This is a genomic window from Reella acinonychis (genome assembly GCF_052828705.1).
On sequence record NZ_CM128256.1, the window covers coordinates 502473 to 528886 of the forward strand.

29 protein-coding genes and 2 pseudogenes are annotated in these 26414 nt (G+C 38.8%); 15 read left to right on the plus strand and 16 right to left on the minus strand.

The window, feature by feature from the left end:
* Positions 1-5: 5 nt before the first annotated feature.
* From rseB to ACUXZ4_RS02460, 5 genes are all read right to left on the minus strand, one after another.
* Positions 6-959 (minus strand): sigma-E factor regulatory protein RseB, encoded by a 954-nt coding sequence (gene rseB / locus ACUXZ4_RS02440; RefSeq protein WP_464973471.1) that lies wholly within the window; start codon positions 957-959, stop codon positions 6-8.
* 59 nt (positions 960-1018) lie between these two features.
* On the minus strand, positions 1019-1585 hold the full coding sequence (locus ACUXZ4_RS02445) for an RseA family anti-sigma factor (RefSeq protein ID WP_464973472.1): 567 nt from the start codon (positions 1583-1585) through the stop codon (positions 1019-1021).
* A 46-nt stretch (positions 1586-1631) separates the two neighbouring features.
* Complete coding sequence (rpoE, locus tag ACUXZ4_RS02450; RefSeq protein WP_464973473.1) at positions 1632-2207, minus strand: RNA polymerase sigma factor RpoE; 576 nt, start codon at positions 2205-2207, stop codon at positions 1632-1634.
* A 106-nt stretch (positions 2208-2313) separates the two neighbouring features.
* Positions 2314-2568, minus strand: a complete 255-nt coding sequence (locus tag ACUXZ4_RS02455) for an FAD assembly factor SdhE (RefSeq protein ID WP_464973474.1) — start codon at positions 2566-2568, stop codon at positions 2314-2316.
* Between the two features lie 129 nt (positions 2569-2697).
* Positions 2698-2904, minus strand: a complete 207-nt coding sequence (locus tag ACUXZ4_RS02460) for a TOBE domain-containing protein (protein ID WP_464973475.1) — start codon at positions 2902-2904, stop codon at positions 2698-2700.
* Positions 2905-3052: 148 nt separating this feature from the next.
* Between ACUXZ4_RS02460 and ACUXZ4_RS02465 the strand changes: the two genes are divergently transcribed.
* Entirely contained in the window at positions 3053-4000 is a 948-nt protein-coding gene (locus ACUXZ4_RS02465; protein WP_464973476.1) for a hypothetical protein, read from the plus strand.
* 56 nt (positions 4001-4056) lie between these two features.
* On the opposite strand, the gene uvrA is transcribed toward ACUXZ4_RS02465, so the two are convergent.
* The gene (gene uvrA, locus ACUXZ4_RS02470; protein ID WP_464973477.1) at positions 4057-6885 is read right to left on the minus strand and encodes an excinuclease ABC subunit UvrA; all 2829 of its coding nucleotides are present in this window, start codon (positions 6883-6885) and stop codon (positions 4057-4059) included.
* Positions 6886-7035: 150 nt separating this feature from the next.
* On the opposite strand from uvrA, the gene ACUXZ4_RS02475 reads away from it, so the two are divergent.
* The 5 genes from ACUXZ4_RS02475 (at position 7036) to ACUXZ4_RS02495 (ending at position 13018) form a co-directional block, all read left to right on the plus strand.
* Positions 7036-7521 (plus strand): single-stranded DNA-binding protein, encoded by a 486-nt coding sequence (locus tag ACUXZ4_RS02475; protein WP_464973478.1) that lies wholly within the window; start codon positions 7036-7038, stop codon positions 7519-7521.
* A 150-nt stretch (positions 7522-7671) separates the two neighbouring features.
* The gene (locus tag ACUXZ4_RS02480) at positions 7672-8952 is read left to right on the plus strand and encodes a site-specific integrase (RefSeq protein ID WP_464973479.1); all 1281 of its coding nucleotides are present in this window, start codon (positions 7672-7674) and stop codon (positions 8950-8952) included.
* Positions 8939-10459 carry a site-specific integrase gene (locus ACUXZ4_RS02485; RefSeq protein ID WP_464973480.1) on the plus strand — a complete coding sequence of 507 codons (1521 nt, stop codon included), beginning with the start codon at positions 8939-8941 and terminating at the stop codon, positions 10457-10459. The genes ACUXZ4_RS02480 and ACUXZ4_RS02485 overlap by 14 nt, the downstream gene beginning before the upstream one ends.
* A 2-nt stretch (positions 10460-10461) precedes the next feature.
* Positions 10462-11610: a hypothetical protein gene (locus tag ACUXZ4_RS02490; protein ID WP_464973481.1), complete on the plus strand. Its 1149-nt coding sequence runs from the start codon at positions 10462-10464 to the stop codon at positions 11608-11610.
* A 190-nt stretch (positions 11611-11800) separates the two neighbouring features.
* Positions 11801-13018 (plus strand): tyrosine-type recombinase/integrase, encoded by a 1218-nt coding sequence (locus ACUXZ4_RS02495; RefSeq protein WP_464973482.1) that lies wholly within the window; start codon positions 11801-11803, stop codon positions 13016-13018.
* Positions 13019-13055: 37 nt separating this feature from the next.
* On the opposite strand, the gene ACUXZ4_RS02500 is transcribed toward ACUXZ4_RS02495, so the two are convergent.
* Positions 13056-13445: a helix-turn-helix domain-containing protein gene (locus tag ACUXZ4_RS02500; protein ID WP_464973483.1), complete on the minus strand. Its 390-nt coding sequence runs from the start codon at positions 13443-13445 to the stop codon at positions 13056-13058.
* A gap of 125 nt (positions 13446-13570) precedes the next feature.
* On the opposite strand from ACUXZ4_RS02500, the gene ACUXZ4_RS02505 reads away from it, so the two are divergent.
* The 3 genes from ACUXZ4_RS02505 (at position 13571) to ACUXZ4_RS02515 (ending at position 15296) form a co-directional block, all read left to right on the plus strand.
* Positions 13571-13966 (plus strand): hypothetical protein, encoded by a 396-nt coding sequence (locus ACUXZ4_RS02505; RefSeq protein ID WP_464973484.1) that lies wholly within the window; start codon positions 13571-13573, stop codon positions 13964-13966.
* A 13-nt stretch (positions 13967-13979) separates the two neighbouring features.
* Positions 13980-14753: an LEM-3-like GIY-YIG domain-containing protein gene (locus ACUXZ4_RS02510; protein ID WP_464973485.1), complete on the plus strand. Its 774-nt coding sequence runs from the start codon at positions 13980-13982 to the stop codon at positions 14751-14753.
* 390 nt (positions 14754-15143) lie between these two features.
* Entirely contained in the window at positions 15144-15296 is a 153-nt protein-coding gene (locus ACUXZ4_RS02515; RefSeq protein WP_464973486.1) for an excisionase family DNA-binding protein, read from the plus strand.
* Between the two features lie 68 nt (positions 15297-15364).
* Here ACUXZ4_RS02515 and ACUXZ4_RS02520 read toward each other — a convergent pair whose 3' ends face one another.
* Positions 15365-16012: a primase alpha helix C-terminal domain-containing protein gene (locus tag ACUXZ4_RS02520; protein ID WP_464973487.1), complete on the minus strand. Its 648-nt coding sequence runs from the start codon at positions 16010-16012 to the stop codon at positions 15365-15367.
* Positions 16013-16072: 60 nt separating this feature from the next.
* Positions 16073-16300, minus strand: coding sequence for a replication initiation protein (locus ACUXZ4_RS02525; RefSeq protein WP_464973488.1), 228 nt, complete (start codon positions 16298-16300; stop codon positions 16073-16075).
* Positions 16301-17059: 759 nt separating this feature from the next.
* Here ACUXZ4_RS02525 and ACUXZ4_RS02530 point away from each other — a divergent pair.
* Complete coding sequence (locus ACUXZ4_RS02530) at positions 17060-17854, plus strand: hypothetical protein (RefSeq protein WP_464973489.1); 795 nt, start codon at positions 17060-17062, stop codon at positions 17852-17854.
* A gap of 1 nt (position 17855) precedes the next feature.
* A complete protein-coding gene (locus ACUXZ4_RS02535; protein WP_464973490.1) occupies positions 17856-18266 on the plus strand; it encodes a hypothetical protein in 411 nt (136 codons plus the stop codon).
* Positions 18267-18503: 237 nt separating this feature from the next.
* Here ACUXZ4_RS02535 and ACUXZ4_RS02540 read toward each other — a convergent pair whose 3' ends face one another.
* Positions 18504-18851 carry a LysR family transcriptional regulator gene (locus tag ACUXZ4_RS02540; RefSeq protein WP_464973491.1) on the minus strand — a complete coding sequence of 116 codons (348 nt, stop codon included), beginning with the start codon at positions 18849-18851 and terminating at the stop codon, positions 18504-18506.
* Between the two features lie 53 nt (positions 18852-18904).
* Positions 18905-19303 (minus strand): LysR substrate-binding domain-containing protein, encoded by a 399-nt coding sequence (locus ACUXZ4_RS02545; RefSeq protein ID WP_464973492.1) that lies wholly within the window; start codon positions 19301-19303, stop codon positions 18905-18907.
* Positions 19304-19489: 186 nt separating this feature from the next.
* Here ACUXZ4_RS02545 and ACUXZ4_RS02550 point away from each other — a divergent pair, with 186 nt between their 5' ends.
* Positions 19490-19576, plus strand: coding sequence for a hypothetical protein (locus tag ACUXZ4_RS02550; protein WP_464973980.1), 87 nt, complete (start codon positions 19490-19492; stop codon positions 19574-19576).
* A 34-nt stretch (positions 19577-19610) separates the two neighbouring features.
* Here ACUXZ4_RS02550 and ACUXZ4_RS02555 read toward each other — a convergent pair.
* From ACUXZ4_RS02555 to copM, 4 genes and pseudogenes are all read right to left on the minus strand, one after another.
* Positions 19611-20042: pseudogene (locus ACUXZ4_RS02555) on the minus strand (helix-turn-helix domain-containing protein); the annotation flags it as partial.
* Between the two features lie 53 nt (positions 20043-20095).
* The gene (locus ACUXZ4_RS02560; RefSeq protein ID WP_238327096.1) at positions 20096-20362 is read right to left on the minus strand and encodes an alcohol dehydrogenase catalytic domain-containing protein; all 267 of its coding nucleotides are present in this window, start codon (positions 20360-20362) and stop codon (positions 20096-20098) included.
* A gap of 419 nt (positions 20363-20781) precedes the next feature.
* Entirely contained in the window at positions 20782-22998 is a 2217-nt protein-coding gene (locus tag ACUXZ4_RS02565) for a copper-transporting P-type ATPase (RefSeq protein ID WP_464973493.1), read from the minus strand.
* 283 nt (positions 22999-23281) lie between these two features.
* Positions 23282-24028, minus strand: a complete 747-nt coding sequence (gene copM / locus ACUXZ4_RS02570) for a CopM family metallochaperone (RefSeq protein ID WP_464973494.1) — start codon at positions 24026-24028, stop codon at positions 23282-23284.
* Positions 24029-24435: 407 nt separating this feature from the next.
* Between copM and ACUXZ4_RS02575 the strand changes: the two genes are divergently transcribed.
* Complete coding sequence (locus ACUXZ4_RS02575; protein WP_464973495.1) at positions 24436-24822, plus strand: Cu(I)-responsive transcriptional regulator; 387 nt, start codon at positions 24436-24438, stop codon at positions 24820-24822.
* Between the two features lie 88 nt (positions 24823-24910).
* Here ACUXZ4_RS02575 and ACUXZ4_RS02580 read toward each other — a convergent pair whose 3' ends face one another.
* The gene (locus ACUXZ4_RS02580; protein WP_078277646.1) at positions 24911-25525 is read right to left on the minus strand and encodes a cation diffusion facilitator family transporter; all 615 of its coding nucleotides are present in this window, start codon (positions 25523-25525) and stop codon (positions 24911-24913) included.
* 72 nt (positions 25526-25597) lie between these two features.
* Here ACUXZ4_RS02580 and ACUXZ4_RS02585 point away from each other — a divergent pair, with 72 nt between their 5' ends.
* Both ACUXZ4_RS02585 and ACUXZ4_RS02590 read left to right on the plus strand, forming a co-directional pair.
* Entirely contained in the window at positions 25598-25996 is a 399-nt protein-coding gene (locus tag ACUXZ4_RS02585; protein ID WP_010907411.1) for a Cd(II)/Pb(II)-responsive transcriptional regulator, read from the plus strand.
* A 14-nt stretch (positions 25997-26010) separates the two neighbouring features.
* Positions 26011-26370, plus strand: a pseudogene (locus ACUXZ4_RS02590) (arsenical-resistance protein); the annotation flags it as partial.
* Between the last annotated feature and the right edge of the window lie 44 nt (positions 26371-26414).

Below are 26414 nucleotides of genomic sequence, written 5' to 3' on the forward strand. Positions count from 1 at the left end.
TTTGCCTATTTGAATTTGATATCTTGCACAATACGTTTGGCAGTAGCAGCAGGAATTTGTCCGATTAAGGTAATTTCCTTGTCGTTAATGGTTTCGCTATAAATAGTATTCGCCCCTTGCTGCCATAGACTTTCTTGTTGCTCATTAATGATTTTGTCTGCCACATAAATGGTAAATGAAAACAAACCGTCGCTATATAAACGACTTTCTATTATTTTCTCGTTTTCTTTATTTTCTACATCAATGCTTTCATGAATAATGTGGAAACCTTTTGGCAGCCAAGTGGTTGTCCAGTTGGTTATTTTTTGTTGAGCCTCATGCTGCTCTGTTAATAATGGAGGGTAAGTCAAACTATCCAGTTGTTCACTTAATTGTTTATCCGTATTTAATTCTAAGTTAACCACATGAAAACTTTCTAACACATTGCCAGCACGATCAATCATATCGCTATGTAAAACAAGTTGGGTTTCATCATCAATGAAGACGACATATTGATAACGAAAATTATCTTTTGGCATGATTTTAATGATTTTCACTAAGCGATCGGCAATACGATTGCGCCCCAAATCTGAGAAGTCATAATTTTCAGCTAACTTGTTGATATTGGAGGACATAATTTGTGGCAAATGATCCACAATATGTGCCGCTTTAATAGTAAATGGCGCAAAATTGGTGTGTAAGTAGCTGACTAAATTATCGCGGCGAATAATATCTTGCTTAGCGCCATCTAAGTTGGTTAATTGCGCGTAACTTTTATTGTCCGTATTGATATGTTTGTACTGGAAAGTTTGTAAACCCGCTACATTGTTTTGCACGAACAGCATTTGATAATTTCGCTGACTTTGTGCTTTGTGCATGGATTCTAATAATTGTTTTGGCGATGCTGTTTCCGCCCATACTGCAGAGGATAGTCCAAAGAATAATGAAAGTGCGGTGTAAATTTTGATTATTTTTGCCATATGCTGTCCTAAACAAAATCACCACCTCAAAGGGTGGTGATCATCTATTAAAGAGGGAATTACTTGTGATTTTGACCTAAGTTCATGCCATCTGCATGTAAGCGGCGTTGTAGTTCATAATGTTGTAACATCGCGCCCATACGTTTATTTTTTTGCTCAAGTTGTTCATTGCTAATGACATCTTTGCTTGGCGCATTATAGCTTACTTGTTGCACGCCATTGTTAAATGGTAAGGTTTGTAAAACCGGTGTATCTGCGCTTTTATCTGCTTGATTTGCATTAAAACTTTGCACGCCTAACACTGCAACTAAACAAACTGTTGCGGCCACTGCAACTTGGCTTAATGGCATTAACATAGCTTTGAGCTTTTGCATAAATGGTGATGTATTCACTTCTTCTGGCAACGGCTGTGATACTTGAATATTTTCTTCGGCTCCAATGAGACTCTCAAGTTTCGCTGTAAAGTCAGCACCAAGGAAAACTGGTGTTTCTTCACGCATTACTGAACGAATTGCGTGGAAACTTTGCCAGCTTTGTTGTAAGCCCTCGTCACGACATAATGTTGCAGTGAATTCGTTACTTACTTGTTCACCATCAATGTATGCGGAAAGTAACTCTTTTTGCATGTAAATACCCCAATATTAATTTTTTGTCATTGTTATAACGTTTGCATTATCGTTGTAACAACGGACCAATTTTATTTTCGATAATTTCTCTAGCGCGGAAAATGCGAGAACGTACGGTGCCAACTGGACAATCCATAATTTCGGCAATTTCCTCGTAACTTAAACCTTCAAGTTCACGTAATGTAATTGCTGTTTTTAATTCCTCTTGCATGGAATCAATGGTATCAAACACAATTTTCTTTAATTCTGCCGACAGAAGTTCATTTTCTGGCGTATCGACATCACGTAAATTGACACCTGAATCATAACTTTCAGCATCTTCTGCTAAAATATCTTCATTTGGTGGTCGGCGACCTTGCGCCGTTAAATAATTCTTTGCTGTATTGACAGCGATTCGGTAAAGCCATGTGTAGAAAGCACTTTCACCGCGAAAGGAATCCATTGAGCGATACGCTTTGATAAAGGATTCTTGCACAACGTCAGGAATATCATTTCGTGGCACATAACGTGTTAATAAACCTGCGACTTTATTTTGATAACGAGAAACCAACAAATTAAAGGCTTTTTTATCCCCTTGCTGCACTCTTTCTACTAAAGCCTGATCTGTAATTTGCTCAGCCATATTTTCTCTTGTTACTTGCTTAACTGAAAAGCCGCAAGTGTCTTGTATTGAATTAGAGCAAGCCTTTTGTAAAAAGTTCAATCTTTTTTCAAAATCTTGCAAAAAGTTATTTATTTAATTGAAGTGTTTGTTGGATATAGTCAACCATTGCCTGTAATTCTTCATCAGGCGCAGAAGTGCGGTTGAAAAACCAAGAAAATAATTGTAGGTCGGAACAAGCAAGCAAACGAATGAAGGTATTTTTTTGTGCTTCGGATAGTTCATCAAAATGTTGCTGATAAAATGGCATAATCACTTTATCAAGCTCTAACATACCGCGTCTGCAATCCCATTCAATTCGTAATTTATTATATTGCGTCATTGTTGAAGTCCCTCTACATTGAGCTTGGCATTATAGCGAAAATAAAAATGAAAGAAAATCCACCGCACTTTTTCAGTCGTCAGAAACGAAAAAGAGGCAATAAATTGCCTCTTTCTTTTTGGATAATGATTAGTCGATTGCAATCATTACAGAAGTTGCTTTAATTACAGCATAAGCTTCTTTGCCAACTTCAAGTTTTAATTCTTCAGCTGCTGCAACAGAAATAGTTGAAGTGATGACTTGTCCACCAATGTCAATTCCCACAATCGCATTTACCGCGCCACGCTCTAAAGATACTACTTTACCTTTTAATTGGTTACGAGCACTAATTTTCATATTGATTTTCCTTAATTATATTTAGTTATAAATTACCTCAATTGAGGCGCGCTAATTGTATTCAAAATTTTTCTTTTTGAAAAGAGGATTGTGTTTGGATTTTTCTTATTTTAGCGTAATATGAAAGCTGATTTATGAGGGGGATTCCATGAAACAGATAAAACGGGCGATGCCAATTGTGGTATTTTTACTGCCAACCATGGCACTAGCAAATGATACTGTCGTGGATCAACAGCATGCGAAAGTAAAAGAAACGCTTCATAGTTGGTCGAATACCATTGATGATTGGGTGGGAACACCAGATCCGAATAAACCCGCGAGCGCCAATTTACGTCTGATGCTAGATAGCGCTTGGAATCATTATGATGGTTATTCAATAAAGCCAAGAGTGCGCGCGAAAATTCGTTTACCTGCGTTGAAAAAACATATTAGCGTGGTGATGGGGGATGAAGATTTAGATAACCAATCTCGCGATGGTAACCAAACGGCACCTAATTATCGCACCCCATTGGAAAAGGATAAACACTACGATAAGAAACAAGCGCGTCATGACAATAATTCCTTTGCGATCCGCTGGTCTGATGGCATTAAACAATGGGGAATTGATACGGATGTCGATTTAGGTATTCGTTCAGGCGCTGATGTGTTTTTACGTTTCAAAGCAAGTAAAACATGGCAACATGATGACCAATTCTCAACCCGATTAGAGCAAATTTATCGTTATGGAATTAAGAGTAAGCATTATTTACGCACTAACCTAGAGAATAAATTTGAAGATTCTGATAGCACCTTTTTCAATAACCATACTTATCTGGAATATACACATGATGAGGATGAAAACACAACTTGGGGCAACAGTCTTTACCGCCAACATAATTTCGCTGGTTATAAACGTTTAAACTATGGTCTTTCTATTGGGGGCGATATTGGGCGTAAGAAATTTGATGTTAATCATTATGGACCTTTTGTGAACTGGCGACAACCAATCTTGCGCGAGTGGGTCTTTATTCAACCTGAACTGACTTTCTACAATGATAGAAAGCATGATCGTAAACATCATCTCGGTGCGTTTTTACGTTTAGAAGTGATTTTCTAACTTAATTTTAAGGTAATAAAAATGGCTTAAACTTTCTATCAGTTTAAGCCATTTTATTATTTCTCTAATATCTGTTTTAAGAATCGTGCAGTATGAGAATGTGGATGTTGAGCAACCTGTTCTGGTGTACCGGTGGCAATAATTTGTCCACCACCAGAGCCACCTTCTGGACCTAAATCCACGATCCAATCTGCCGTTTTAATTACATCTAAATTATGTTCAATCACCACAATGGTATTGCCTTGATCGCGTAGGCGATGTAATACCTCTAATAATTGCTTGATATCCGCAAAATGCAGACCTGTGGTTGGCTCATCTAAAATATAAAGGGTTTTCCCCGTATCACGTTTAGATAATTCTGTGGCTAATTTAACACGTTGTGCTTCACCGCCAGATAAAGTAGTAGAAGATTGCCCTAAACGAATATAGGATAATCCCACATCAATAAGGGTTTGTAATTTACGTGCAATTACAGGAATCGCATCAAAAAACTCACGCGCTTCTTCCACTGTCATATCAAGTACTTGATGAATGGTTTTGCCTTTATAGCGGATTTCTAAGGTTTCACGATTATAGCGTTTACCTTTACATTGATCACAAGGCACATATACATCAGGTAAGAAGTGCATTTCCACTTTGATCACGCCGTCACCTTGACAGGCTTCACAACGTCCACCGCGCACGTTAAAGCTAAAACGTCCTACGTTATATCCTCTTGCTCGTGCTTCAGGTACGCCTGCAAAGAGTTCTCTGATTGGGGTAAATAATCCCGTATAAGTGGCTGGGTTTGAACGTGGTGTTCGCCCAATAGGACTTTGATTGATATCAATCACCTTGTCGAAATGTTCTAAACCTTCAATGGATTTATAAGGCGCAAAATGAATATTATCTGCGCGGTTTAGCGCATTCTGAGCTAGAGGAAATAGCGTGTCGTTAATCAGCGTTGACTTGCCTGAGCCAGAAACACCAGTGATACAAGTAAATAGTCCAACAGGAATTTCTAAATCAACGGATTTAAGATTATTCCCGCTTGCACCATTGAGTTTGAGCAATTTTTCTTTATTAAGTGCGGTGCGTTTTTGGGGAATTTTTATTGCTTCCTCGCCCGACAAAAATTTACCCGTAATGGATTCTGGCGTTGTCATAATTTGTGCAGCGGTGCCTTGTGCGATCACCTGTCCGCCATGAACCCCTGCGCCTGGTCCAATATCAATAATATGATCTGCGGCACGAATGGCATCTTCATCATGCTCAACCACAATCACTGTATTGCCTAAATTACGTAAGTGTAACAAAGTATTAAGTAAACGTTCGTTATCTCGTTGGTGTAAGCCAATAGAAGGTTCGTCCAATACATACATGACACCGACTAATCCAGCACCAATTTGGCTAGCAAGACGGATACGTTGTGCTTCACCACCAGATAAGGTTTCCGCTGAACGTGAAAGAGATAAATAATTTAATCCAACATTGACTAAGAAAGAAAGTCGCTCTTTGATTTCTTTTAAGATCTTTTCTGCAATCTGCGCTTTTTGACCTGTTAAGGAAAGATTTTCAAAGAAAACCAATGCTTCACCAATGCTCATTTCGGACACATCTGGGAGTGTCGTGTTCGCTAAATAAACATGACGCGCTTCTGAACGTAATCGTGAGCCACCACATTCCACACAAGGTCGCGTGCTAATGTTTTTAGCTAATTCTTCGCGGACTGACATAGATTCCGTTTCTTTATAACGGCGAGCCATGTTATTTAAAATACCTTCAAAACTATGACGACGAATCACGCTATCACCACGATCATTTAAATAGGTAAATTCAATTTCTTCGTGCCCTGAGCCATGTAAAATAATTTGTTTGATATGCGAAGGTAAGTCCTCATAAGGTGTTTCAATATCAAATTGATAATGTTTCGCTAAGGATGTGAGCATTTGATAATAATAAAAATTGCGACGATCCCAGCCTTTAATTGCCCCATTTGCCAAAGAAATCGATGCATTTTGAATCACGCGACTTTCATCAAAATATTGCTGCACACCTAAGCCATCGCAGGTTGGACAAGCGCCTGCTGGATTATTAAATGAAAATAACCGTGGCTCTAATTCGGGTACGGAATAACCACAATGGCTACAAGCAAAATTAGCGGAGAAGATAAGCTCTTCTGCATTTGGATTATCCATATCAGCAACAACCGCTGTACCACCCGAGAGTTCCAATGCGGTTTCAAAAGATTCCGCTAATCTTGTGGCTAAATCAGACCGCACTTTGAATCGATCAACCACCACTTCAATGGTATGTTTCTTGTGTAATTCTAATTTTGGAGGATCGGAAAGATCACAGATTTCGCCATCAATTCGCGCTCGAATATAACCTTGCGCTGCAATTTGCTCTAGCGCTTTGACATGCTCGCCTTTACGCGCTTTCACTACGGGAGCAAGTAACATCATTTTGCTATTTTCAGGTAAACTTAATACTTTATCCACCATTTGCGAAATAGTTTGCGCTTCTAATGGCACATCATGTTTAGGGCAGCGTGGCTCCCCCACTCGAGCGAATAAAAGACGAAGATAGTCGTGAATTTCGGTAACCGTACCCACTGTAGAACGAGGATTGTGCGACGTTGATTTTTGTTCGATCGAAATGGCGGGAGATAGACCTTCAATGCTATCCACATCTGGTTTTTCCATTAGGGAAAGAAATTGACGTGCATAAGCAGATAAACTTTCCACATAACGACGCTGCCCTTCAGCATAAAGCGTATCGAAGGCTAAAGAGGATTTTCCAGAACCCGATAAACCAGTGATGACAATCAATTTATCACGTGGAATAGTGAGGTTTATATTTTTTAAATTATGGGTTCTGGCCCCTCGAATATCAATTTGATCCATTTCGCTTTCCAATATCACAACATTATTTTTTAAAACTGGAACTATTATCACACATTTTTATATCTGTTAAAATAACCAGTGAAAATTTATAGATTTTCCAGTTGTTTTCAGGCACAATAAACAACAAATTTTGAGTCAAAAGAGGAAATTATGGCGGGTATCAATAAAGTAATTATCGTAGGACGTTTAGGTAATGATCCTGAAATTCGCACTATGCCAAATGGCGAAGCAGTCGCAAATATTAGTGTGGCAACCAGTGAAAGTTGGACAGATAAAAATACAGGCGAACGCCGCGAAGTGACTGAATGGCATCGTATTGTGTTCTATCGTCGTCAAGCGGAAGTTGCAGGGGAATATTTACGTAAAGGTTCACAAGTTTATGTAGAAGGTCGCTTACGTACACGCAAATGGCAAGATCAATCTGGTCAGGAGCGTTACACCACCGAAATTCAAGGCGATGTAATGCAAATGTTAGATAGCCGCAATGCAAACCAAGGTGGATTTGCACCACAAGATAATGGTTTTGGTAGCAATACAGGTTATAGCAAACCAGCTGCTAAGTCAGCGCCTATGCAACAAACTCAACCTACTCAAGCGCCAGTAGATGATTTCGGGGATGATAATATTCCGTTCTGAGTTACATATAATTTAAAACTGTAAAATAAAATCCATATAAATATAGAGAACCCTTTATTTTAAAAGGGTTCTCTTTTTTTACATTAATTTTGACACAATATCTTTAATTTGATAGTATTTATATATGATATTTTTGTAAATTAAATGGATATGCATAGATTAGAAACAGTCCTTTTTTCAAATGGAGAACGTTTTCCTATATTGGTTAATGTTAAAACTGGTATTCCTGATTTTTATTCAACCTTATGGGTAACTGTAGAACTACGTAATCAATCCGCAGTAAACACAATTAGAAATAAGCTGGGAACTATACAGTGGATAATGAATTGGGAAAAACAGAATAATCTTGTTATTAGTGATCTAATTCATAACAAAGTACTCTTAACAGAAAACCAATTAGAATCTCTTATCCAACATATGAGAATAAATGTAAAAAAGCGAAAGAATGTAATCAATACAAAAAAAAGTGTGTTAATGAAAGGTAGGACTCAATTTATTGATATTTATTCTGCCGTATCTCTTAGTCATCAATATAATAGACTAACAACGCTTTCAGAATACATATTATTTCTATCTAAAGTAATTAATGTATCTAATGAATATATTGAAAAATTGACGAAACTAATTACGTTAATTAAAGAGTCAAGACCTAAAAATCATAAAACATTATCTATCAAACCAGAAAGTGAGCTACCTGATGGATTGTTAGATGAGTTTATGTCTATTGCTAGCTTTTCTAATCCTAATAATCCATTTCAAGATATTGGAATTAGAAAAAGAAACCATTTAATGTTTATCTTATTAAAGGAATTAGGGATTAGAAGAGGAGAGCTATTATCAATTCAAATCCCATTTATTGATATAGGAACAGCTAAATCCTCAATTACAATTAGACGCACGCATGATGATAAATTTGACACAAGGAAGAAGCAAGCTGTAAGTAAAACGAAAGAAAGGCGACTTCCTATTTCACAAAATATAGCTCAACTTATCAATGACTATATTATGAACTATCGCTCTAAGATTCCTAACGCTAATAAACATCCATATTTATTTGTAACCCATCGAAAAGGAAAAACACAAGGAAACCCAATTAGTACCAGTTCTTTTGATAATGTTATTGTACCAACGATGAAAAAGATAGATTCTAAATTTTCGATTATTCATCCACATATGTTTCGTCATGAATGGAACTTAGATTTTTCACGAAAGGTGGATAAAAATAATCAAAATGTAAATCATGATTCTTCTCATAAAGATTTTATTTCTCCCGAAAAAGAAGCAAAGATGAGACAACATCTTATGGGACATACATCCGAGAAATCAGGAAATATTTATAATCAACGTTATATAAGAGAAAAAGCTAACAAAATATTATTAGATCTTCAGATTGACTTTCAAAAAAAGGTTGATAATTATGAATCAGAATAAACGTTTTAGACAGTCAAGAGATGGGTATGTATTTGATGAAAATGAAAACTCTTGGCATATAAGTAAAGATATTACAATTAATTTCTCTCAATCTGTATTAGATATAGATCATAAAACACTAGAAGGATTTAAAAAAACACTTGCTATTTATGCTGAAAAATATTCTAGCTACCATACTTTTAATATGCATCGTCGATTCCAAGAATTTGTAATGACTACTAACTCAAATATTATTGATACATCTGTGATAATAAATTGGAAAGCTACTTTAGGTAAAGAACGTGAGTGGCATTTAGGAGCATTAAAGGGTTTTTTACTGTCATGGCATGAGTATGGCTATTATGGAGTTGACAAATCTGTTGTGTCGTTGCTAGAAAGTTTTACTTTGAGTGGAAATGATAAAGGTAAATCGGTATTAATGAGATGCCCTTATACAGGAGCATTTACCGAAAATGAAATTTTAGCTTTAATGGCTGAACTAGCTAGACTTTGGAGAGAAGATCTTATTTCATTTGAAACATATGCATATATTCACTTACTTCAATCTACAGCTAGAAGACCCATTCAAATACGCCATTTAAAATTTGAAGACCTAAGAAAGGAAATCTCTCAAGGAACATGGAATTATTTTCTAAATATCCCTAGTGCAAAAAAAAGAGGAGGGCTATTTAGAGAAACGTTTAAAAAGCTTGCTATCACAGAGGACTTATATTTAATTCTCCTAAACTTTATGGAACATCAATATAAGAAATTGCTTAGTCTGGTTGATGAAACCTTTATTTCTAGTTATAAAATGAAATTACCAATGTTTATTGATTGGAATTGTTTAAAGAAGAATATCAAAAATAGGAATTTTGATCTTTCATTATTAAACAAAGATATTTTTCATTATTCTGCTTCTTCGTTGGAGCTATACGCATTACGAAAATTCTGTATTCACCAAAAAGCAATTTCAGAACGAACAGGTGAAATTATTCATGTAACAGCAAGACGTTTTCGCCATACTAGAGGAACAAATCTAGGAAGAAAAGGGGGTGGGGCAACGATTATAGCAGAGCTCCTAGATCATACAGATACACAAAACGTTAAAGTTTATACTGAAAATACAGCTGATACAGTGCAATACATTGATCGTGTTATGGGTGCTGAAATGGGAAAACTAGCTCAAGCATTTACAGGTAGAATTATTTCTAACTTAAATGAAAGCGAGAGGGGGCACGATCCAACATCTTTAATAACCAATAACGGAATAGATACAATAGGTGCTTGTGGTACAAATGATTTTTGTATAACTGGCTATGAAACTTGTTATTTATGTCCTAAGTTTAGACCGCTCGTTGATGGTCCTCATCAACAAATCTTAAATAAGTTGTATGAGGAAAAGGAAGAACGTTTAAAACAAACCAAAAGCATAGATTATGCATCATCCAAAGATCGTATTATTTTAGCTGTTGAGTATGTTGTTCAAGCTTGCAATGATATGAAAAGAACTATTGGGAGCCACTAATTATGAATAATCTAATTTTTACTCCACAAGATAATAATCCTAAATCTAATTTAGAGCAATTTATTAATTTCAGTAAAAATCAGCTTACTACCTTTGGAAATGATTGCTGGGAAAACAACCAATGGAAAACAACATTCAGCATTTATCCAGTTCAGGTTCGTTTTTCCACAGAAAGAATTAAATCTACAGCTTATAAATATGAGCCATTAGCTGCACCATTCATTGAATTTGCCAAAGCCTATATTCGTTATACTTATTCTCTAAATCCTATTCGGAATTTAGCCCGACATACTGAATCTTTACGTATAGTTGAAATGGCTCTCTACAATATTAAAGGAAAAGCTGACATACTTCAGCTTGATTATTTAGTTATTCATGAAGTAGAAAATATCGTATCAAAAAAATATAAAAAAGGTACGGAATCAGTCAATAAATTAGGTTATCAAATTCAAAAATTATTTGATTTTTGTAGAGAAAATCAAATTACACCTCAACTACCTTTATGGAAAAGTCCTTACAAACGCCCTAGAGATTTGACTATATTACTGGATGAAAAAGGAAAAGAATACCGCTCCAGTAAAATGCCAACTGATGAAGAAATGATGTTGGTAGCTAAACTCTTTCATGATGCCCCCAATTTAGACAAAGAAACTGAATATTACACAGCTGTTATGGCTCTACTTATGGTTGCTCCATCTCGTTGTTCTGAGTTAATGTCGTTATCTGTTAATTGCTTAGAATGGGAGAATGATAGCTTAGGAAATAAGCAATTAGGTATTCGATGGATACCCGCAAAAAATGGTAAAGTGGGATTAAAATGGGTTCCTAGCTGTATGCAAGATATTGTTGTTGAAGCCGTTAAACGCTTAACAAATATAGGCACCCTAGCAAGAGGAGTTGCTAAATTTGCAGAAGAAAATCCTAATATATTGATGTTATCCAATAAAGAGGCTGCGCCATCCCGTTCTTTATACCAAAAGCCTTTAACTAAAAGTGAAATTTTTGAAGTACTAGATATTGACAAAAATAGCACTAATACTAAATGGTTTAAAAATTTAATAAGTGAAAATGATGGAATTATAACTTATGAGGTGTTAGGAAAATTTTTATATATAAATTGCTCTAATATTTCAGAGTATACCACAAAATAGCAAAATACCTTAATTATCAATAGGTTTACATATTTTGAATAACTCATTATAATTCATAATATCGCATCAAAATCCAGCTTTTTAGTAACCATATTGGTATCCAATCATTGAGGTGGTTATTTTTATGGTTACTATTATAGCTATAAACGATGATTTTATGTTCATGTTTTGAACTTATACGAGGTGAACAATGGCGAAAAAGGTACATCAACTGGTTGATACTGAAATCAAAAAAGCAAAAGCAGCTGATAAACCCTATACATTGACTGACGGTGGCGGACTATTTCTGTTGATTTCGACAACGGGGTCAAAATCGTGGCGATTCAACTATTATCAGCCGATTACGAAAAAACGAACCAAAATGTCATTGGGTCAATATCCTGCAATCAGTCTATCAAAAGCACGTGCATTGCGTGATGAATATCGACAACTTGTTGCTAACGGCATTGACCCACAACAACATATCAAAGCTGAAAAGTACGAAAAATTGCAAGCAACACAAAATACGTTTTTTGCGATTGCTGAACAATGGAAGTCAAAAAAATCAGCTGAAATCAAAACCGCAACATTAAAAAATCATTGGCGTCGTCTTGAACTCTATGCTTTTCCGACATTAGGCAATATTCCCATTGCTCAAATTAAACCCATTGAAGTTACTCAAATGGTAACCCCTTTGTTCCAACGTGGTGTTAATGCAACAGGCATATCGTTATTGCAAACAATCAACGAAATAATGCGATTTGCGGTGAATCGTGGCATTATCGAATACAATAAATGTACTGATATTGCTGAAACCTTTGTTAAAGCCAAATCCACTCATCACCCAACCATTCGTCCTGAACATTTGCCTGAATTTTTCGTTGCACTAAATGATTCACACGCTGATTTCATCATTAAATCATTGATTAAATTTTTGCTTTTAACGATTGCTCGTCCTAAAGAAGCTGCTAATGCCAAATGGGCTGAAATTGATTTTGAACAATCACTTTGGCACATTCCTGCTGAACGAATGAAAATGAAGCAGCCCTTTACAATCCCACTTTCAAAACAAGCGGTTAAAATTTTACAAAAATTGCAACCCATAACAGGTCGTAGTGCTTACATTTTCCAAAGCATCAAAAAACCTTCGCAACCCATTGGTGCGCAAATTGCCAATAACAATATCAAACAAATGGGTTACAAGGGTATATTGACATCACACGGTTTGCGCTCTATTGCAAACACTTATCTAAGTGAAAAATTTATTGATTTGAATGTTGAAATTATTGAGGCTTGCCTTTCGCATAAAAGCCAAAATAAAGTACGAAATGCTTACAATCGTTCTACCTATCTCGAACAACGTAAACCATTAATGGACGATTGGGGGAATTTTGTTGAACAATGTATGAATCAAAGTGTTGAATTGTAATGTAAAAAAGCTGTTGTCTCTCAACAACAGCTTTCACTTATTTTTGTTCTAATAATTGTATAATACGATCTAATCTATTAATTTCTAATTGCTTTTGTTCAAGTAATTCATCTTTATGTTTAACTTCAAGTTTTAATTTCTCAATCTCAATAATTAATGATTGATCGTTATTTCCTTGATATACAGGACTTAAATGTATATGCTCACTAATTTGAACACAAACATTTTTGTCATCAGGTGAAATTAAACTAACAATATCAATATCCAAAATTTGTGCGATCTGTTCTAGCTTATCCAAATACAACTTTGTTTCGCCTCGCTCAATCTTGGCATAACCATTCAATGACATACTCATTTTTTCTGCCATTTGCTCTTGCGACCACTCTTTTGCTTCTCTGATCTTGCGAATTTTCTCGTTTACGTTCATTTCATACCTACAAATTCGTTAGTGTTTACAACAACTTGTGTGTTTACTATACATTAATTGTTGGTGGAACTCAAAATTTTTCTGACTACAATCTACTCCAAATTAGTTGAAATGAGGATCTGACATTGCGTATTCTTTGGAAATTGATTAGGTGTATCGCTGGAACAATATCATTTTTGATAGTTTTAATATATTTGGCTGAATTTTTTCAGGGCGGTGGCAATTTTTTTCAAGGAAAAGGTACAACCGTATTTTTCGTAGCCTTAGCTATTTTAATTTTTTTACTTTTTACAAGTAATACTTCTTTAATTCAATGCCCTAATTGTGATTCTGGAGATGTTGAATTAGAGAGCACAAAAGAAATAGATCGCTGGATAGGAAAAACAAAAGTCCGTGAAAAAATGGCATCGGGAAAAATTCGTGAGCGATATATGCAAACAACAATGGTAAAAAAACGTTATTACTACTGTTGTAGTAAATGCAACCATAAATTCACTTTAGTTCGAGAGCAAGAATTGTAATTGGTTAATTAATATGTTTTCAATCTCAATCACAGAAAAAATCAATTATTACATTTACTGTTTAGTTGATCCTCGTGACCAAAATATTTTTTATGTTGGAAAAGGCAAAGGAAACCGCGTATTTCAACACGCGAAAGGAGTTTTGACAGGAAAAGCGAAAGAAAGTGAAAAAATTGAATTAATTAAAGACATTTATCAAATAGGACTTGAACCTTTATATTACATTCTTCGTCATAATATCCAAACCGAGAGCCAAGCATTAGAATACGAGGCTTTAGCGATTGATTTATTATCATTAGTCAAACCTAATCAGCAACCATTAACAAATATTCAAGGTGGAACGCATTCATCTGAAAAAGGCTTGATGTCATTATCTGAATTGAAAAATCTTTATGATCCACAAGAATTAAAAACGGATTTGCCTATTGTTTTAATCACAATTAATAGAAATTATAATGATTTAAAACGTAAACTTAAATCAGGTGAAATTAAACAAGCTGATATTGAACAAGAAATTTATAATCGAACTCGTGGTTATTGGAAAATGAGCCAACGCCGCGAAAAAGTGAAATATGCCGTTGCTGTTTATCGAGGTTGGACATTGGCTGTCTATGAAATTTCTCATTGGGTTGAAGCACCTATTGAACGGCAAGGACGATGGGGATTTGAAGGAAAAATTTTACCTAAAGATTCACCGATCTACCAAGAACTGGTTGATAAATTAACCTATTCCTCCAATGAAGATTATAAAGCACCACAAAATCCAATTACTTATCGTAATTGCTAAAAAATCACCAGAATAATGTTCTGGTGATTTTTTCATCTACTAAATCGGATAATTAATTTTCACTCAAATTGTGTCTCTGTGCTTCATTTAGGATCATTCTCGTGCAGAATAAATAACTACATATTATTTTGTGTACACGAGAATAAAAAATGATAACAAAACTGCGTAAATTTCCACCGCACTATGATGTAGATACTGATGTCTTACTTGAATGTTTGCTGAACAAACTTGAACCCGAAGACCTTATTTTCCTGTTGCGCTTGTTTCAACGTACCCCTCAAGCAAAATATCTACTTGCTCGAAAAATTAAAAAAATTGTCAATAAAAAGTTATCTTGAAAAATTTTTATGCTAACCTCCTGACAAATACTAATGAAAAAAGGAGATTATTATGCTTATTCAAGACAATGTCGGCTACTATTTGACAATTCAAGACCTACAAAATCGTTTACGACTCAGCCGTTCAACGATTTTACGTTTAATCGAAGCGAAAAAACTCACCGCAATTAAACTCGGACGACAAGTTCGCATTCCCGAATCTTAGGTCTTAGACTACATTAACAGTTGCCAATTATAAAAAAAGCCGCCAAAATTACTTTGGCGGCTTTTGTTTTATGATATTTGGTGATTGCGTTTAAAACACATTTTTGCACAACCGACTGAAACAGATAATTGTTGTGCAATGTCTTGCCATTTTAGCCCTTGATTTTTCAACACTAAAATGCGTTCGTACATTGATTGCGACTGATTTTTTGACTTAATAACCCTTACTTCTTTTAACCAACGATGTATTGTGCTAACGCTAACATTAAATTGTTCTGCAAGCTGTTTAGGCGACACACTCAGTTGATTATGATTAAATTGTGCAATGAATAATGCTTTATTTTGTTGTTGTATTTTCCAACGTTTTTTCGAACGATTTGATTGAATTTCACGAAACTGTGCTTCACTAAATCGTTCCCAAATCCAACGAGCCGCACTTTTTGCGATACCTTTTAATTCACGATAGGCTAATGGTGGCTGCTGATGTTGATTAAGTTGTTCTAATAACGACAACAAATATTCATTAAACTGCGATAAATTTTTGTTTGCTTTTTTAAATTGTAATACTTCACGATAACCAATGCGTTTAATTTGATTAAACAAATCACAATTTCGACCTTCAGCAACTTCATCAATATGTTGATAAAACACAGGTTTATTCGACAAATCAACAAAATCAGCTAAATAGTCTAAACTGTATGCAGGCACATTAAACACAAATGTCCGCCAAAAATCGCAATTAGGGTTCTTCGTAAACACATTCACATAGTGTTTATCCTAGCCTAATTTTTCAACGTATGCTTGCCGTATTTTTTCAAAGTAAACTTTTGGTTTTATGCGTCCATTGCTCGTATTACAAATTGGTGATTCAAGTGCATAAATGTAATGACAACGGCCATTTAATTTATTTTGCACCACAATGTTCGGACTCGGTAAACCCACTAATTCCCAATCCATTGCTGAATTTTCACGGTCTACATCAAACACCATAAATTTAATAAACAAATCGTTAAATTGAATATACTTATGTGTTAATGCGACTTCTTTTTGATTTAACCAAACCCCATCACCAAAGCAATCTGTCTATTTTATCTGTTGCGATAAACTGCGGTTAAAGTCATCTAACGTGTAATTTTTTCTATTGTACATTTTACTCCTTATTTTAGTAACATAATGTCATTCCATATCAGATAATAATGCTGAATATGATTGTAATGATGTATGAGTAACAAATTATTATCCCATATCAGATATTAATGATTAGAAATTAATAAATGAAATAATGATAATTGAATACCAAACATTATTTGATGACATTATATTGTTAATGAACAATACGCAATATTGACTGAAACAGGAATACATCAACAACTGATGTAAACTGAACAAGACCAATATTGCACTACAAGCCTACACCAAAATTATCGTAAAATAACTTGAAATTTAACTTTCTTGTGAATTTTAGTATAATTTTACAGCGATTGAGCTGAACATTGAAAAGAGATCATTTTTTGATCATATTGCTGAAGCACATTGAATTATGGTAACCATATTAGTAACCAAATTTATATATTAAAATTGATAAAGCTATACCTAATATAGATCTAATAACATCAAAACAATTTTTTAAATAAAAAATATACATCAAAATTTCATAATTGGCCTTATGTTGATAAACATAAAAATGTTAAGGTTTCTGAAGCTTTATTATTATTTAGAGAAAATGAATTTCATGATGACTTTTCCCCTAAAAGTTTTTCTTTTGTGTTACCAACGGTGAATCAAATTAATGATAGGTTTTGCTATTCTGAAACTCGTCCTAAAACATCATTATGGGAAAAACATTGTATAGGCACATCCAAAGGAGAATTCATAAGATTACCATCACACAATGCAAGACATTGGTTAAGTACAAAAGCTGAACGAGGAGGAATGGATGAGTTAACTTTAGCTAATTGGGCAGGACGAGCAAGAGTTGCAGATAACAAGGCTTATGATCACAGAACAGAAGAAGAAAAAAGTGAATCAGTTAGGAATTTACTCATTCCCGAAGATATTTCTATCTTAGATAAAATTCATTTGAATCTTCCTATTACCTATGAAGACTTAGGGAAAGATAGAATTGGAATCGCAACGGTAACAGAAATAGGGATCTGTGAACATGATTATGCAATGTCTCCATGTTCTCGTCATGGAGATTGCGAAACATGTAAAGAGCTTGTTTGTATTAAAGGTTTAGAGCACTCCTTAGAAATCTTAAAGGTGCGTGAAGCCCAGATAACCGAACAATTTAATAAAGCTAAAGAACACCATAAAATAGGTGTTTTTGGTGCAGATCGCTGGATAAGTAATTTAGGATGGAGACTAACTCACATAAAAACTAAAATTAAATTCTTAGAAAATGAGAGCATCCCAAATGGTTCCTTATTAAGGATGCCTGATGAGTATGATCCTTCCCCTATTAAATTAGCTTTGTTGGAAAGAGGAATGGATCTAGATATACAGAAGAAAGAAACAGCTAAGTTAGACGATGATTTATATAGACTAATGGAGTTATAGTATGCCTAAAATTCTTATTACAGAAGAAAATTTAGAAGATATAATCATGTTGATTAATACTTGGGAGGGTAAATTAACATGGGATTTACTCTGTCATAAAGTGGCAGAACTACTGAATGTTAAAAGTATTGAGAGACAGTCTCTTGCAAATTATTCAGATATTCAAACAGCCTTTACTAGACGAAAACAAAAAATAAAAGAAAGAGCAAAAGCTAATCCTATACCAAATGTAACTGTGGATTATCTGCAAAAGCAAGTTAAGAATTTAAAAGCTCAAGTACAACGTTTGGAAGAAATTAATGAGCGATATAAACAGCAATTTATTGTATGGCAATATAATGCATATATGCATGGTATGACCCAAATTACTTTAAATAAGCCTCTTATTGCTGTTAACCGTCAACGTAGGTAATTTATAGGATGATTTTTACTATAATAGTAGTCTCTACAAAAGATTGTCTGAAAATCAATTTTCAGACAATCTCTTCACACCTATTAAACTTCTTGATGGGTAGAGTAGAAAACAATTTTCGTCAACATCTACTTCTTCTGGCCGGAGAGATACAGCAGTTTAATGGCGCGTCAAACACTATTGTACTGAACTACGCCACGTCGTTGCCTAGGTGCACGCCCATATCAACCCCTTCTTTCACAATATCTGCCAACGATCGTCCACCACGATTTCCAAGCGGGTTTTCGGGTATTGGTTCAAAATCGGCTTTAATTTTGGATACAACACGGCTTCCGCTGCCATCGCCGGGGCGTTGATGCGAATCAATCCCGATGGCGTATTCAAAAAATCATTTAATGCATCGACTTCTTGGTTTATGGCTTGATAAAGCGGCAAAAGCTGTTCAAAAAGCTGTTGTCCCGCTTTGGTTAGCGATACATTGCGTGTTGTACGGTTGAATAGTAGTAGGTTTAGCCGTGTCTCTAAATTTTTCATGCTATGGCTTAAGGATGAGGAAGAAATTCCCAATAGCTGTCCTGCTTTCACAAAACTAAACCTAATTTATCTCAATAAAGATACGTTCTAAAATGACCGCACTTCTAGCCTTTCAGTACCTCCACCAACGCCTTAAACAACGGCGAATTCTGGCGGCGGTTTGGGTAGTAAAGATGATAGCCTTCATAACTCATTGCGTAGTCATCTAAAACCTCTACTACTTCCCCACGTTCTAGCTCTTTTGCCATTCGATCTTTAGGCATTAATGCTAAACCTAAATGGGAAAGGCACGCTTTTTTCGCCAGAAAATTATTATTAACCACCAATCTTCCCGAAGGGGTAAATTTAATCACCTCTTTTGTTTCAGGGGAACGAAATTCCCAAACAAAAATGCCCTCAGAAGTCGGCATACGTACACATAAACATTTATGTTTGACTAAATCGCTAATTGTTTGAGGCGTACCATTTTTTTCTAAATATTGTGGGGTCGCCATTAGTGCCATTTGCATATCATCGGAAACGGTATCCGCGCTATTTGTTCCATAACGGCTTATAGCCGTCGTGACAAAGTCTAGGCTGCCTTAAAACGCAGCCATCATCAAATCACACCCAAACAAAAGCATTACGACACTTTACAAGTTGATGAGTTCCATACATTTGTTGGAAATAAGAAAAACAAAATCTGGCTGATTTACGCTTATCATGCCAAGACAAGTGAAATCGTGGCATTTGTTTGGGGCAAACGTGATTTGCAAACCGCTTTGGCTTTAAAGTAGCGTTTAAAAGCACTCAAAGTAAGCTATGAACGTATTCCAAAATCCGATAACGCAAGCGTTCTTCTTCGGTTTTGGGTGGGGGAGGCATTTTCGGGTATTTCGGTTTCATTGCTGGTCGTCCTTTCGGCTTTGGAAATAAGCCGTTTATACCTTGTTTTTCAAAGGCTTGCAACCACTGGCTAATCCCCCCTGAATTAGCAATACCAAAATGCAGACAAGCACTTTCTGCAGAAAATTGCCCCTTTTTGACCGCTTGTATGACGGTTAATTTAAATTCTGGGGAATATTTTTGCTTCTTACCCAGTACGGCTAAACTATTGATTCCATTATAGTTATATTGCGAAATCCAACGGCGTAGCGTGGAGGCTTTAAGCTGAAATTGCTGGCGAGTGAGTGAGCAATTTTTCCCGTTTTGGAGAAAAAATGCGATCACTTCTTGTTTGAAAGATTGGTTGTATTTCGTCATAAAAAATCTGCACCTTAATCAGTTGGTTTTTAGTCCAACTTTTGGGGTGCAGATCAGACGCTCACTTTGTCGCCGATTTGAAATTCGCCAGCGTCATCGCCCACCGCCACGACCACACCTGCCCCTGCATAACCCAAAGTCGCAGGGAACACAGAGTCAATCACATACGCCCCTTCCCGATACATCATCTCGGCACGGTTTAGTCCCAAAGCGTGCATTTGGATTTGCACTTCGCCCGATTTTGGGGCGGGGATTTGTACATCAACGATTTGCAGGACATCAGGCGAACCTGTTTTTGTAAATTGGATTTGTTTGCTCATTGTTTTGACCTATATTAAAAATGGGCGTATTTTAGCGTTTTAAAATAACAATAAGAATGGCGAAAAATGGGAAGTTGGTTTTTAAAAATGGAAAGATTGGGCGTTTTAGTCCGTCTGAAAAAATGCCGTCTTAAAAAAGTGCGGTTGTTTTTCAGACTGGTTTGGTTGTCAAAAACTGTTTGAATAAAACAATGCCGTCTTAAAAAAGCATCAAAGATGTAGGGTGCAACTTGTTGCACCATTTTCCTGATGAAATATTGGGTTGGTGCAATGACGCACACTGCGAAACTGTTTGAAAAACACAATGCCGTCTGAAAAAGTATTAAAGACCTTTTCAGACGGCATAAAAAACACCGCTTTATCAAAAGCGGTGTTTTTGAGGTCGTTTTGTCATTGGAAGAAGCCTGCGGGGCTGTGGTCTACAACTTGCTTTTGCGCAGCCGCAGTGCGTTGCCGACCACGGATGCCGAGCTTAGGCTCATCGCCAGTGCGGCAATCATCGGCGAGAGCAGCCAGCCGGTAAAGGGGTACAGCACGCCGGCGGCAACGGGAACCCCCAGGCCGTTGTATAAGAAGGCAAATAACAGGTTTTCCTTCATATTGCGCACGGTGGCCTCAGACAATTTGCGTGCGGTGGCAATACCCCGCAAATCGCCTTTGACCAGCGTGATTTGCGCACTGCTCATTGCCACATCGGTGCCGGTACCCATTGCGATGCCGACATCGGCTTTGGCCAGTGCGGGGGCATCGTTGATGCCGTCGCCTGCCATTGCGACCACCCGCCCTTCGTTCTGAAGCCGCTCGATCAGTGCCAGTTTGTCGGCGGGCTTGACTTCGCCGTGCACTTCGTCGATGCCCAGTTTTGCGCCCACGGCGTTTGCCGTGGTCAATCCGTCGCCGGTTGCCATAATGATGCGCAGGCCGGCTGCTTTGAGCGAGGCCAATGCTTCGGGGGTGCTGTCTTTTACAGGATCGGAGACGGCAAGCAGTCCCGCAAGATGTCCGTCCGCAGCCAGATATATCACGCTGGCACCTTCACTGCGCAGGGATTCGGCCTGCTCGATCAGTGGTTCGACGCTAAGCCCGTTCTGCTGCATAAACGCCGTGTTGCCCAGTGCCAGCGCACGCCCTTCAACCACGCCGCTCACGCCGATGCCGCTGCCTGAATCAAACTGTTCGGGTTTGCTCAGCTTCAGCTGTTGTGCCCGTGCGGCCTGCACAATGGCGTCGGCCAGCGGGTGTTCGCTGCCCTGATCCAAGCTGGCGGCCAAACGCAGCACTTCTTCGGCGGAAAAGCCTGCTGCCGCAACGGCACGGTCAAAGGCGGGTCGGCCTTCGGTGAGTGTGCCGGTTTTATCAATCACCAAAGTGTCTACTCGCCGCAAGTTTTCGATAGCGGCGGCATCACGGAACAATATGCCCCTGCCTGCCCCGCGTCCTGTGGCGACCATCACCGACATCGGCGTGGCCAGTCCCAGTGCACAGGGGCAGGCGATAATCAAGACCGCAACGGCGTTGATCAACCCGAACACCCAAGACGGTTGCGGGCCGAACACGCCCCAGACAAAGAAAGTGGCAACGGCGACGGCGACAACCGCCAGTACGAAATAGCCTGCCACCCCGTCGGCCATACGCTGCATCGGTGCTTTGGAGCGCTGCGCCTGGGCCACCATCTGGACAATCTGCGAAAGCACTGTTTCCGAACCGATGCGCTCGGAGCGGATGACGAGCGCACCGCCGGTGTTGAGCGTGGCGCCGATGACTTTGTCGCCGGTGGCTTTGCGCACCGGCAGCGGCTCGCCGGTCAGCATCGATTCATCTACCGAGCTTGCGCCCTCAACCACCACGCCATCGACAGGCACTTTTTCGCCGGGGCGCACACGCAGAAGGTCGCCGATGTGGATGTGGCTGAGCGGCACATCTTCTTCAGCACCGCCCGGGCCGATACGCCGTGCGGTTTTGGGCGCCAGTCCGAGCAGGGCCTTGATTGCCGCCGAAGTCTGCGACCGGGCTTTGAGTTCGAGCATCTGGCCGAGCAAGGTCAGCGAGATGATGACGGCCGCCGCCTCAAAATACACGCCGACCCGCCCCATCGATACAAACGATGCCGGAAAGATGCCGGGTGCAGCGGTGGCAACAACGCTGTAAACGAAGGCTGCACTCGTTCCCAGTGCAATCAGCGTCCACATATTGGGACTACGGTTTGCCAGCGACTGCCAACCCCGTGAGAAAAACGGCAGCCCCGCCCACAGCACGATCGGCAGCGACAGCACCAGCTCTACCCAGCTTTGTGCGGCCATATCCATCAGGTTCAGACGCTCGCCGAACATCGCCAGCACCAGCACTGCCGCCGTCAGGGGCAGCGTGTACCAAAAGCGTCGGGAAAAATCACGCAGCTCCGGATTGTCGTCGTCCAATTCAGGCATCAGCGGCTCCAATGCCATACCGCAAAGAGGGCAGTTGCCGGGGCGGTCTTGCCGGATTTCCGGATGCATCGGGCAGGTGTAGCCCGAAGCAGCCGCTGCATCGGACGGTGTCTGCACAGGGCGGTGCTGTCCGTGTCCGTGTCGGCACTCGTGGTGTTTGGGCGGTTTGTGTGTTTCTTGCTTCATCACAATTTCTCCTGTTGGGTTCATAGGGTCATCACCGGTCGTTTACCGAAAAAGCAGGTACGGATTGGGCCGGTCAGAATGACGGTTTTTTTCAGGCTGCCTGCAAATACCGATGCCGTCTGAAAAAGCAGAAGGTTCAGAACATCGCTTGCCGATGTGTCCGACAAGTCGGCATCATCATTTCCTTGGGGCTTGTTTTAAAGGTTGCCTGAAAACCCCAAATGCCGTCTGAAAAAGCCTTAAACCTGTTTTCAGACGACCTCAAAAGCACCGCTTTATCAAAAGCGGTGTTTTTGCCTTATTGCCCCTACTGTTTTAGCCAGTCTTGCATCAGCTTGATTTCAGGTTCTTGGGCTTTGATGATGTCTTGAGCGAGCTTTTTCATTTTTTCGTCTTTGCCGAACTGTAATTGCACTTTTGCCATCTCGACCGCCCCTTGATGATGCGGAATCATTGCTTTGGCAAAGGCAACATCAGGGTTTGGCTCATTGATTGCCGCCATCATCGCCTCGTGGTGCGCCTTGCCTGCGGCATAGGCCTTGGCGTGCGGGGCTTGCGGGTTTTGGGTTGCGGTGTCTTTACCCGGCAGCCAAGCGTTCATCAGGTCGATTTCACTTTGTTGTCCATCAATAATCGCTTGGGCAAGTTTTCTCATTGTTTCGTCTTTGCCAAATTCAAGCTGTACTTTTGCCATCTCAACTGCTCCGATATGGTGCGGAATCATACCTTTGGCAAAAGCGGTATCAGCATCGGCAAGATTGCCCGCTTTGCTCATCTCATCGCCCATCTTGTTCATCATTGCAAGATAGGCTTGGGTATGGGGCGGAGCATTTTGAGTATCCATCGCCATAGCAGAGTGGTTCATATTGGCGTGGTTCACCGCTGCGTGCCCGTTTTGGTTATTTGGGCAGTCGTGGGTGGTTTGGGTGTAGTTATTGTCGCACGCCATCGAGTGCGTCGGCACTTCGTTTTTGCCGTCGGCAAAAGCGGTTGAAGTCGCCAAAACAACAGCGGCAGCGACAAGATGTACGGCACGGTTTTTGATGAATGTCATTGGATTCTCCTTGTCAAAATGGGCATTGATAACATTGGGCAAATGACAGATTCGCCCAATGTCCATTTCACTATTTGGTTTTACGATTCACACGCACAGCCGTTGCAAGTGCAGTCATCACAAATGCAGGGCTTGCCGTTTTGGCATTGGCAGTCCGGACGGCAGTTTTGCCCCGTGCAAGACTGGCAGCCGCAATGGGCGTGTCGGTTTTGAACAAAATCAGCGTTCATAACAGTTTCTCCGAATGTTAAGTTAAAGTGGATTATCAAAACAAAGTGCTTTTAAGCGATTAAAAGCATTGCTTTTTTGTTTTGATGTGTGCATCATAAACCCTAACCTTGCGTTAGGATCAAGGGTTATTTTTACTTGATAACATTTTTTTACACACCACTCAATAAGGAGCAACAATGAACATCGGACAAGCGTCTAAATCTACCCAACTTTCCGTCAAACAAATCCGTGATTATGAAAAAGCAGGCTTATTAATTAACCCATCACGCAGTGAAGCAGGTTATCGGATTTATAACTCCAATGACATCGCTCGCCTAAAATTCATCGCCAAAGCAAGGGGCGTGGGCTTTTCGCTTGCCCAAATTGGCGAGCTTTTGGCACTGCAAGACAATCCACACCGCAAAAGCTGTGAAGTCAAAGCGTTGGCAAATACGCACATTGAATTTTTATCAAATAAAATCAAGGAATTAGAAGAAATGAAAACTACTCTTGGGGCGTGGCGTGATGCCTGTCGTGGCGATGATATGCCAGAATGTTCGATTTTACAGGGGCTTGGGGGATAGGTTTTTTTCAGGCAGCCTTAAAAAGTTTATTTTACCCATTTTAAAAACAAAAACACCGCTTTCAACCCAACGAAAACGGTGTTTTAAATTAACTGACTTTTAATTCCGCCCAAGCCCTTTTGATGATTTCTTGACTGGCTTGTAATGCCAAAAATGCCAAAACAAACGCCACAATTAAATCAGGATATTTTGATTGAAAAAAATAAACTGCCATACCCGCTAAAATTACCGCCACATTACCAATCGCATCGTTTCGGGAACACAGCCACACACTGCGGACATTGCTGTCGCCATCACGAAATTTTAATAATATCAACAATGCCGACACATTGATCAATAACGCCAAAAATCCCACAATGCTCATTTCAGAATAACTGGGCATTTCCCCATAAAACACACGATAAATGGTTGTCATTAAAATAAATAAACCAAAACCGCCCATCGTTAGCCCCTTAACCATAGATGCTTTGGCTCGGTAACTTAACGCCATTGGCAAAACAATCAAACTTATCAAATAATTGGCACTGTCGCCCAAGAAATCCAAACTGTCCGACAACAGCGAAGTTGAACCTGATTTAACCCCCATCACAATTTCCACAAAAAACATTGATAAATTTAATATCAAGACAATCCACAAGGCTTTTTTGTACTTGGGCGATTGATGAATGGGCTGATTTGAACCACAACAATTTTGGCACGCCATTTTTTTTGCTCCTGTTTTAAGATGAAATTTGCTATACTATAAACTCCGTAGTCATTACAGGGTCAAGCCAAAATGTCAAAATTTTTTAAAATAAAACAAGCCAGTGAACAAACAGGCGTACATTTGGAAACCATTCGTTATTATGAAAAACAAGGCTTAATCGCCCCTACACATCAACAAAACGGCTATCGTGTGTTTGATGAAAATCAGTTAGAACAATTACGCTTTATTAAAACTTGCCGTAATATCGGTCTTTCTTTAAGTAACATCAAAACGCTGTTGCAATTACAACAAACGCCTAACAAACAATGCAATGAAATCAATGCACTTGCCGAGCAACATTTGGCATATTTGGACGAACAAATCACAGAACTACAACAAGTTAAAACTTTTCTAATGCAATTTGTGGGTTGTGAAAATAAAACGGTTGATAAGTGTCAGATTATTCAAGGTATTAAAGAAAAAGAATAGCGGAATATTTTTCAGGCAGCCTGAAACCTTTTTCCATTATGGGTTTGATTTTGACGGTGGTGTTGCTGTTTGCCTTTCAAGCCCAAACCATTATTGCCAATCCCTTGATTATTTTGCTGATTGCCATTCCCTTGCTGGCACAGACTTACGGCATTTTTGCCTTGGCTCACGTTTTGGCAAAATAGCTCAAATTACCACACGAAATTTCCGCCCCTGCGTGCTTGATTGGCACGAGTAATTTTTTTGAATTGGCGGTGGCAATTTCTTTGTTCAGTTTGCACTCGGGGGCGGCATTGGCAACGGTGGTCGGTGTGCTGGTGGAAGTGCCTGTGATGCTCTCGCTAGTGTGGTGGCTTAATCGGCAGGTAAAATAACGATGTGCCGTCTGAAACTTATTTTTCAGACGGCATATTTACCT

Coding starts and splice junctions, on each gene's coding strand:
- rseB (WP_464973471.1), bottom strand. CDS start 959: ATGGCAAAAATAATCAAAATTTACACCGCACTTTCATTATTCTTTGGA.
- ACUXZ4_RS02445 (WP_464973472.1), bottom strand. CDS start 1,585: ATGCAAAAAGAGTTACTTTCCGCATACATTGATGGTGAACAAGTAAGT.
- rpoE (WP_464973473.1), bottom strand. CDS start 2,207: ATGGCTGAGCAAATTACAGATCAGGCTTTAGTAGAAAGAGTGCAGCAA.
- ACUXZ4_RS02455 (WP_464973474.1), bottom strand. CDS start 2,568: ATGACGCAATATAATAAATTACGAATTGAATGGGATTGCAGACGCGGT.
- ACUXZ4_RS02460 (WP_464973475.1), bottom strand. CDS start 2,904: ATGAAAATTAGTGCTCGTAACCAATTAAAAGGTAAAGTAGTATCTTTA.
- ACUXZ4_RS02465 (WP_464973476.1), top strand. CDS start 3,053: ATGAAACAGATAAAACGGGCGATGCCAATTGTGGTATTTTTACTGCCA.
- uvrA (WP_464973477.1), bottom strand. CDS start 6,885: ATGGATCAAATTGATATTCGAGGGGCCAGAACCCATAATTTAAAAAAT.
- ACUXZ4_RS02475 (WP_464973478.1), top strand. CDS start 7,036: ATGGCGGGTATCAATAAAGTAATTATCGTAGGACGTTTAGGTAATGAT.
- ACUXZ4_RS02480 (WP_464973479.1), top strand. CDS start 7,672: ATGCATAGATTAGAAACAGTCCTTTTTTCAAATGGAGAACGTTTTCCT.
- ACUXZ4_RS02485 (WP_464973480.1), top strand. CDS start 8,939: ATGAATCAGAATAAACGTTTTAGACAGTCAAGAGATGGGTATGTATTT.
- ACUXZ4_RS02490 (WP_464973481.1), top strand. CDS start 10,462: ATGAATAATCTAATTTTTACTCCACAAGATAATAATCCTAAATCTAAT.
- ACUXZ4_RS02495 (WP_464973482.1), top strand. CDS start 11,801: ATGGCGAAAAAGGTACATCAACTGGTTGATACTGAAATCAAAAAAGCA.
- ACUXZ4_RS02500 (WP_464973483.1), bottom strand. CDS start 13,445: ATGAACGTAAACGAGAAAATTCGCAAGATCAGAGAAGCAAAAGAGTGG.
- ACUXZ4_RS02510 (WP_464973485.1), top strand. CDS start 13,980: ATGTTTTCAATCTCAATCACAGAAAAAATCAATTATTACATTTACTGT.
- ACUXZ4_RS02515 (WP_464973486.1), top strand. CDS start 15,144: ATGCTTATTCAAGACAATGTCGGCTACTATTTGACAATTCAAGACCTA.
- ACUXZ4_RS02535 (WP_464973490.1), top strand. CDS start 17,856: ATGCCTAAAATTCTTATTACAGAAGAAAATTTAGAAGATATAATCATG.
- ACUXZ4_RS02545 (WP_464973492.1), bottom strand. CDS start 19,303: ATGGCACTAATGGCGACCCCACAATATTTAGAAAAAAATGGTACGCCT.
- ACUXZ4_RS02560 (WP_238327096.1), bottom strand. CDS start 20,362: ATGAGCAAACAAATCCAATTTACAAAAACAGGTTCGCCTGATGTCCTG.
- ACUXZ4_RS02565 (WP_464973493.1), bottom strand. CDS start 22,998: ATGAACCCAACAGGAGAAATTGTGATGAAGCAAGAAACACACAAACCG.
- copM (WP_464973494.1), bottom strand. CDS start 24,028: ATGACATTCATCAAAAACCGTGCCGTACATCTTGTCGCTGCCGCTGTT.
- ACUXZ4_RS02575 (WP_464973495.1), top strand. CDS start 24,436: ATGAACATCGGACAAGCGTCTAAATCTACCCAACTTTCCGTCAAACAA.
- ACUXZ4_RS02580 (WP_078277646.1), bottom strand. CDS start 25,525: ATGGCGTGCCAAAATTGTTGTGGTTCAAATCAGCCCATTCATCAATCG.
- ACUXZ4_RS02585 (WP_010907411.1), top strand. CDS start 25,598: ATGTCAAAATTTTTTAAAATAAAACAAGCCAGTGAACAAACAGGCGTA.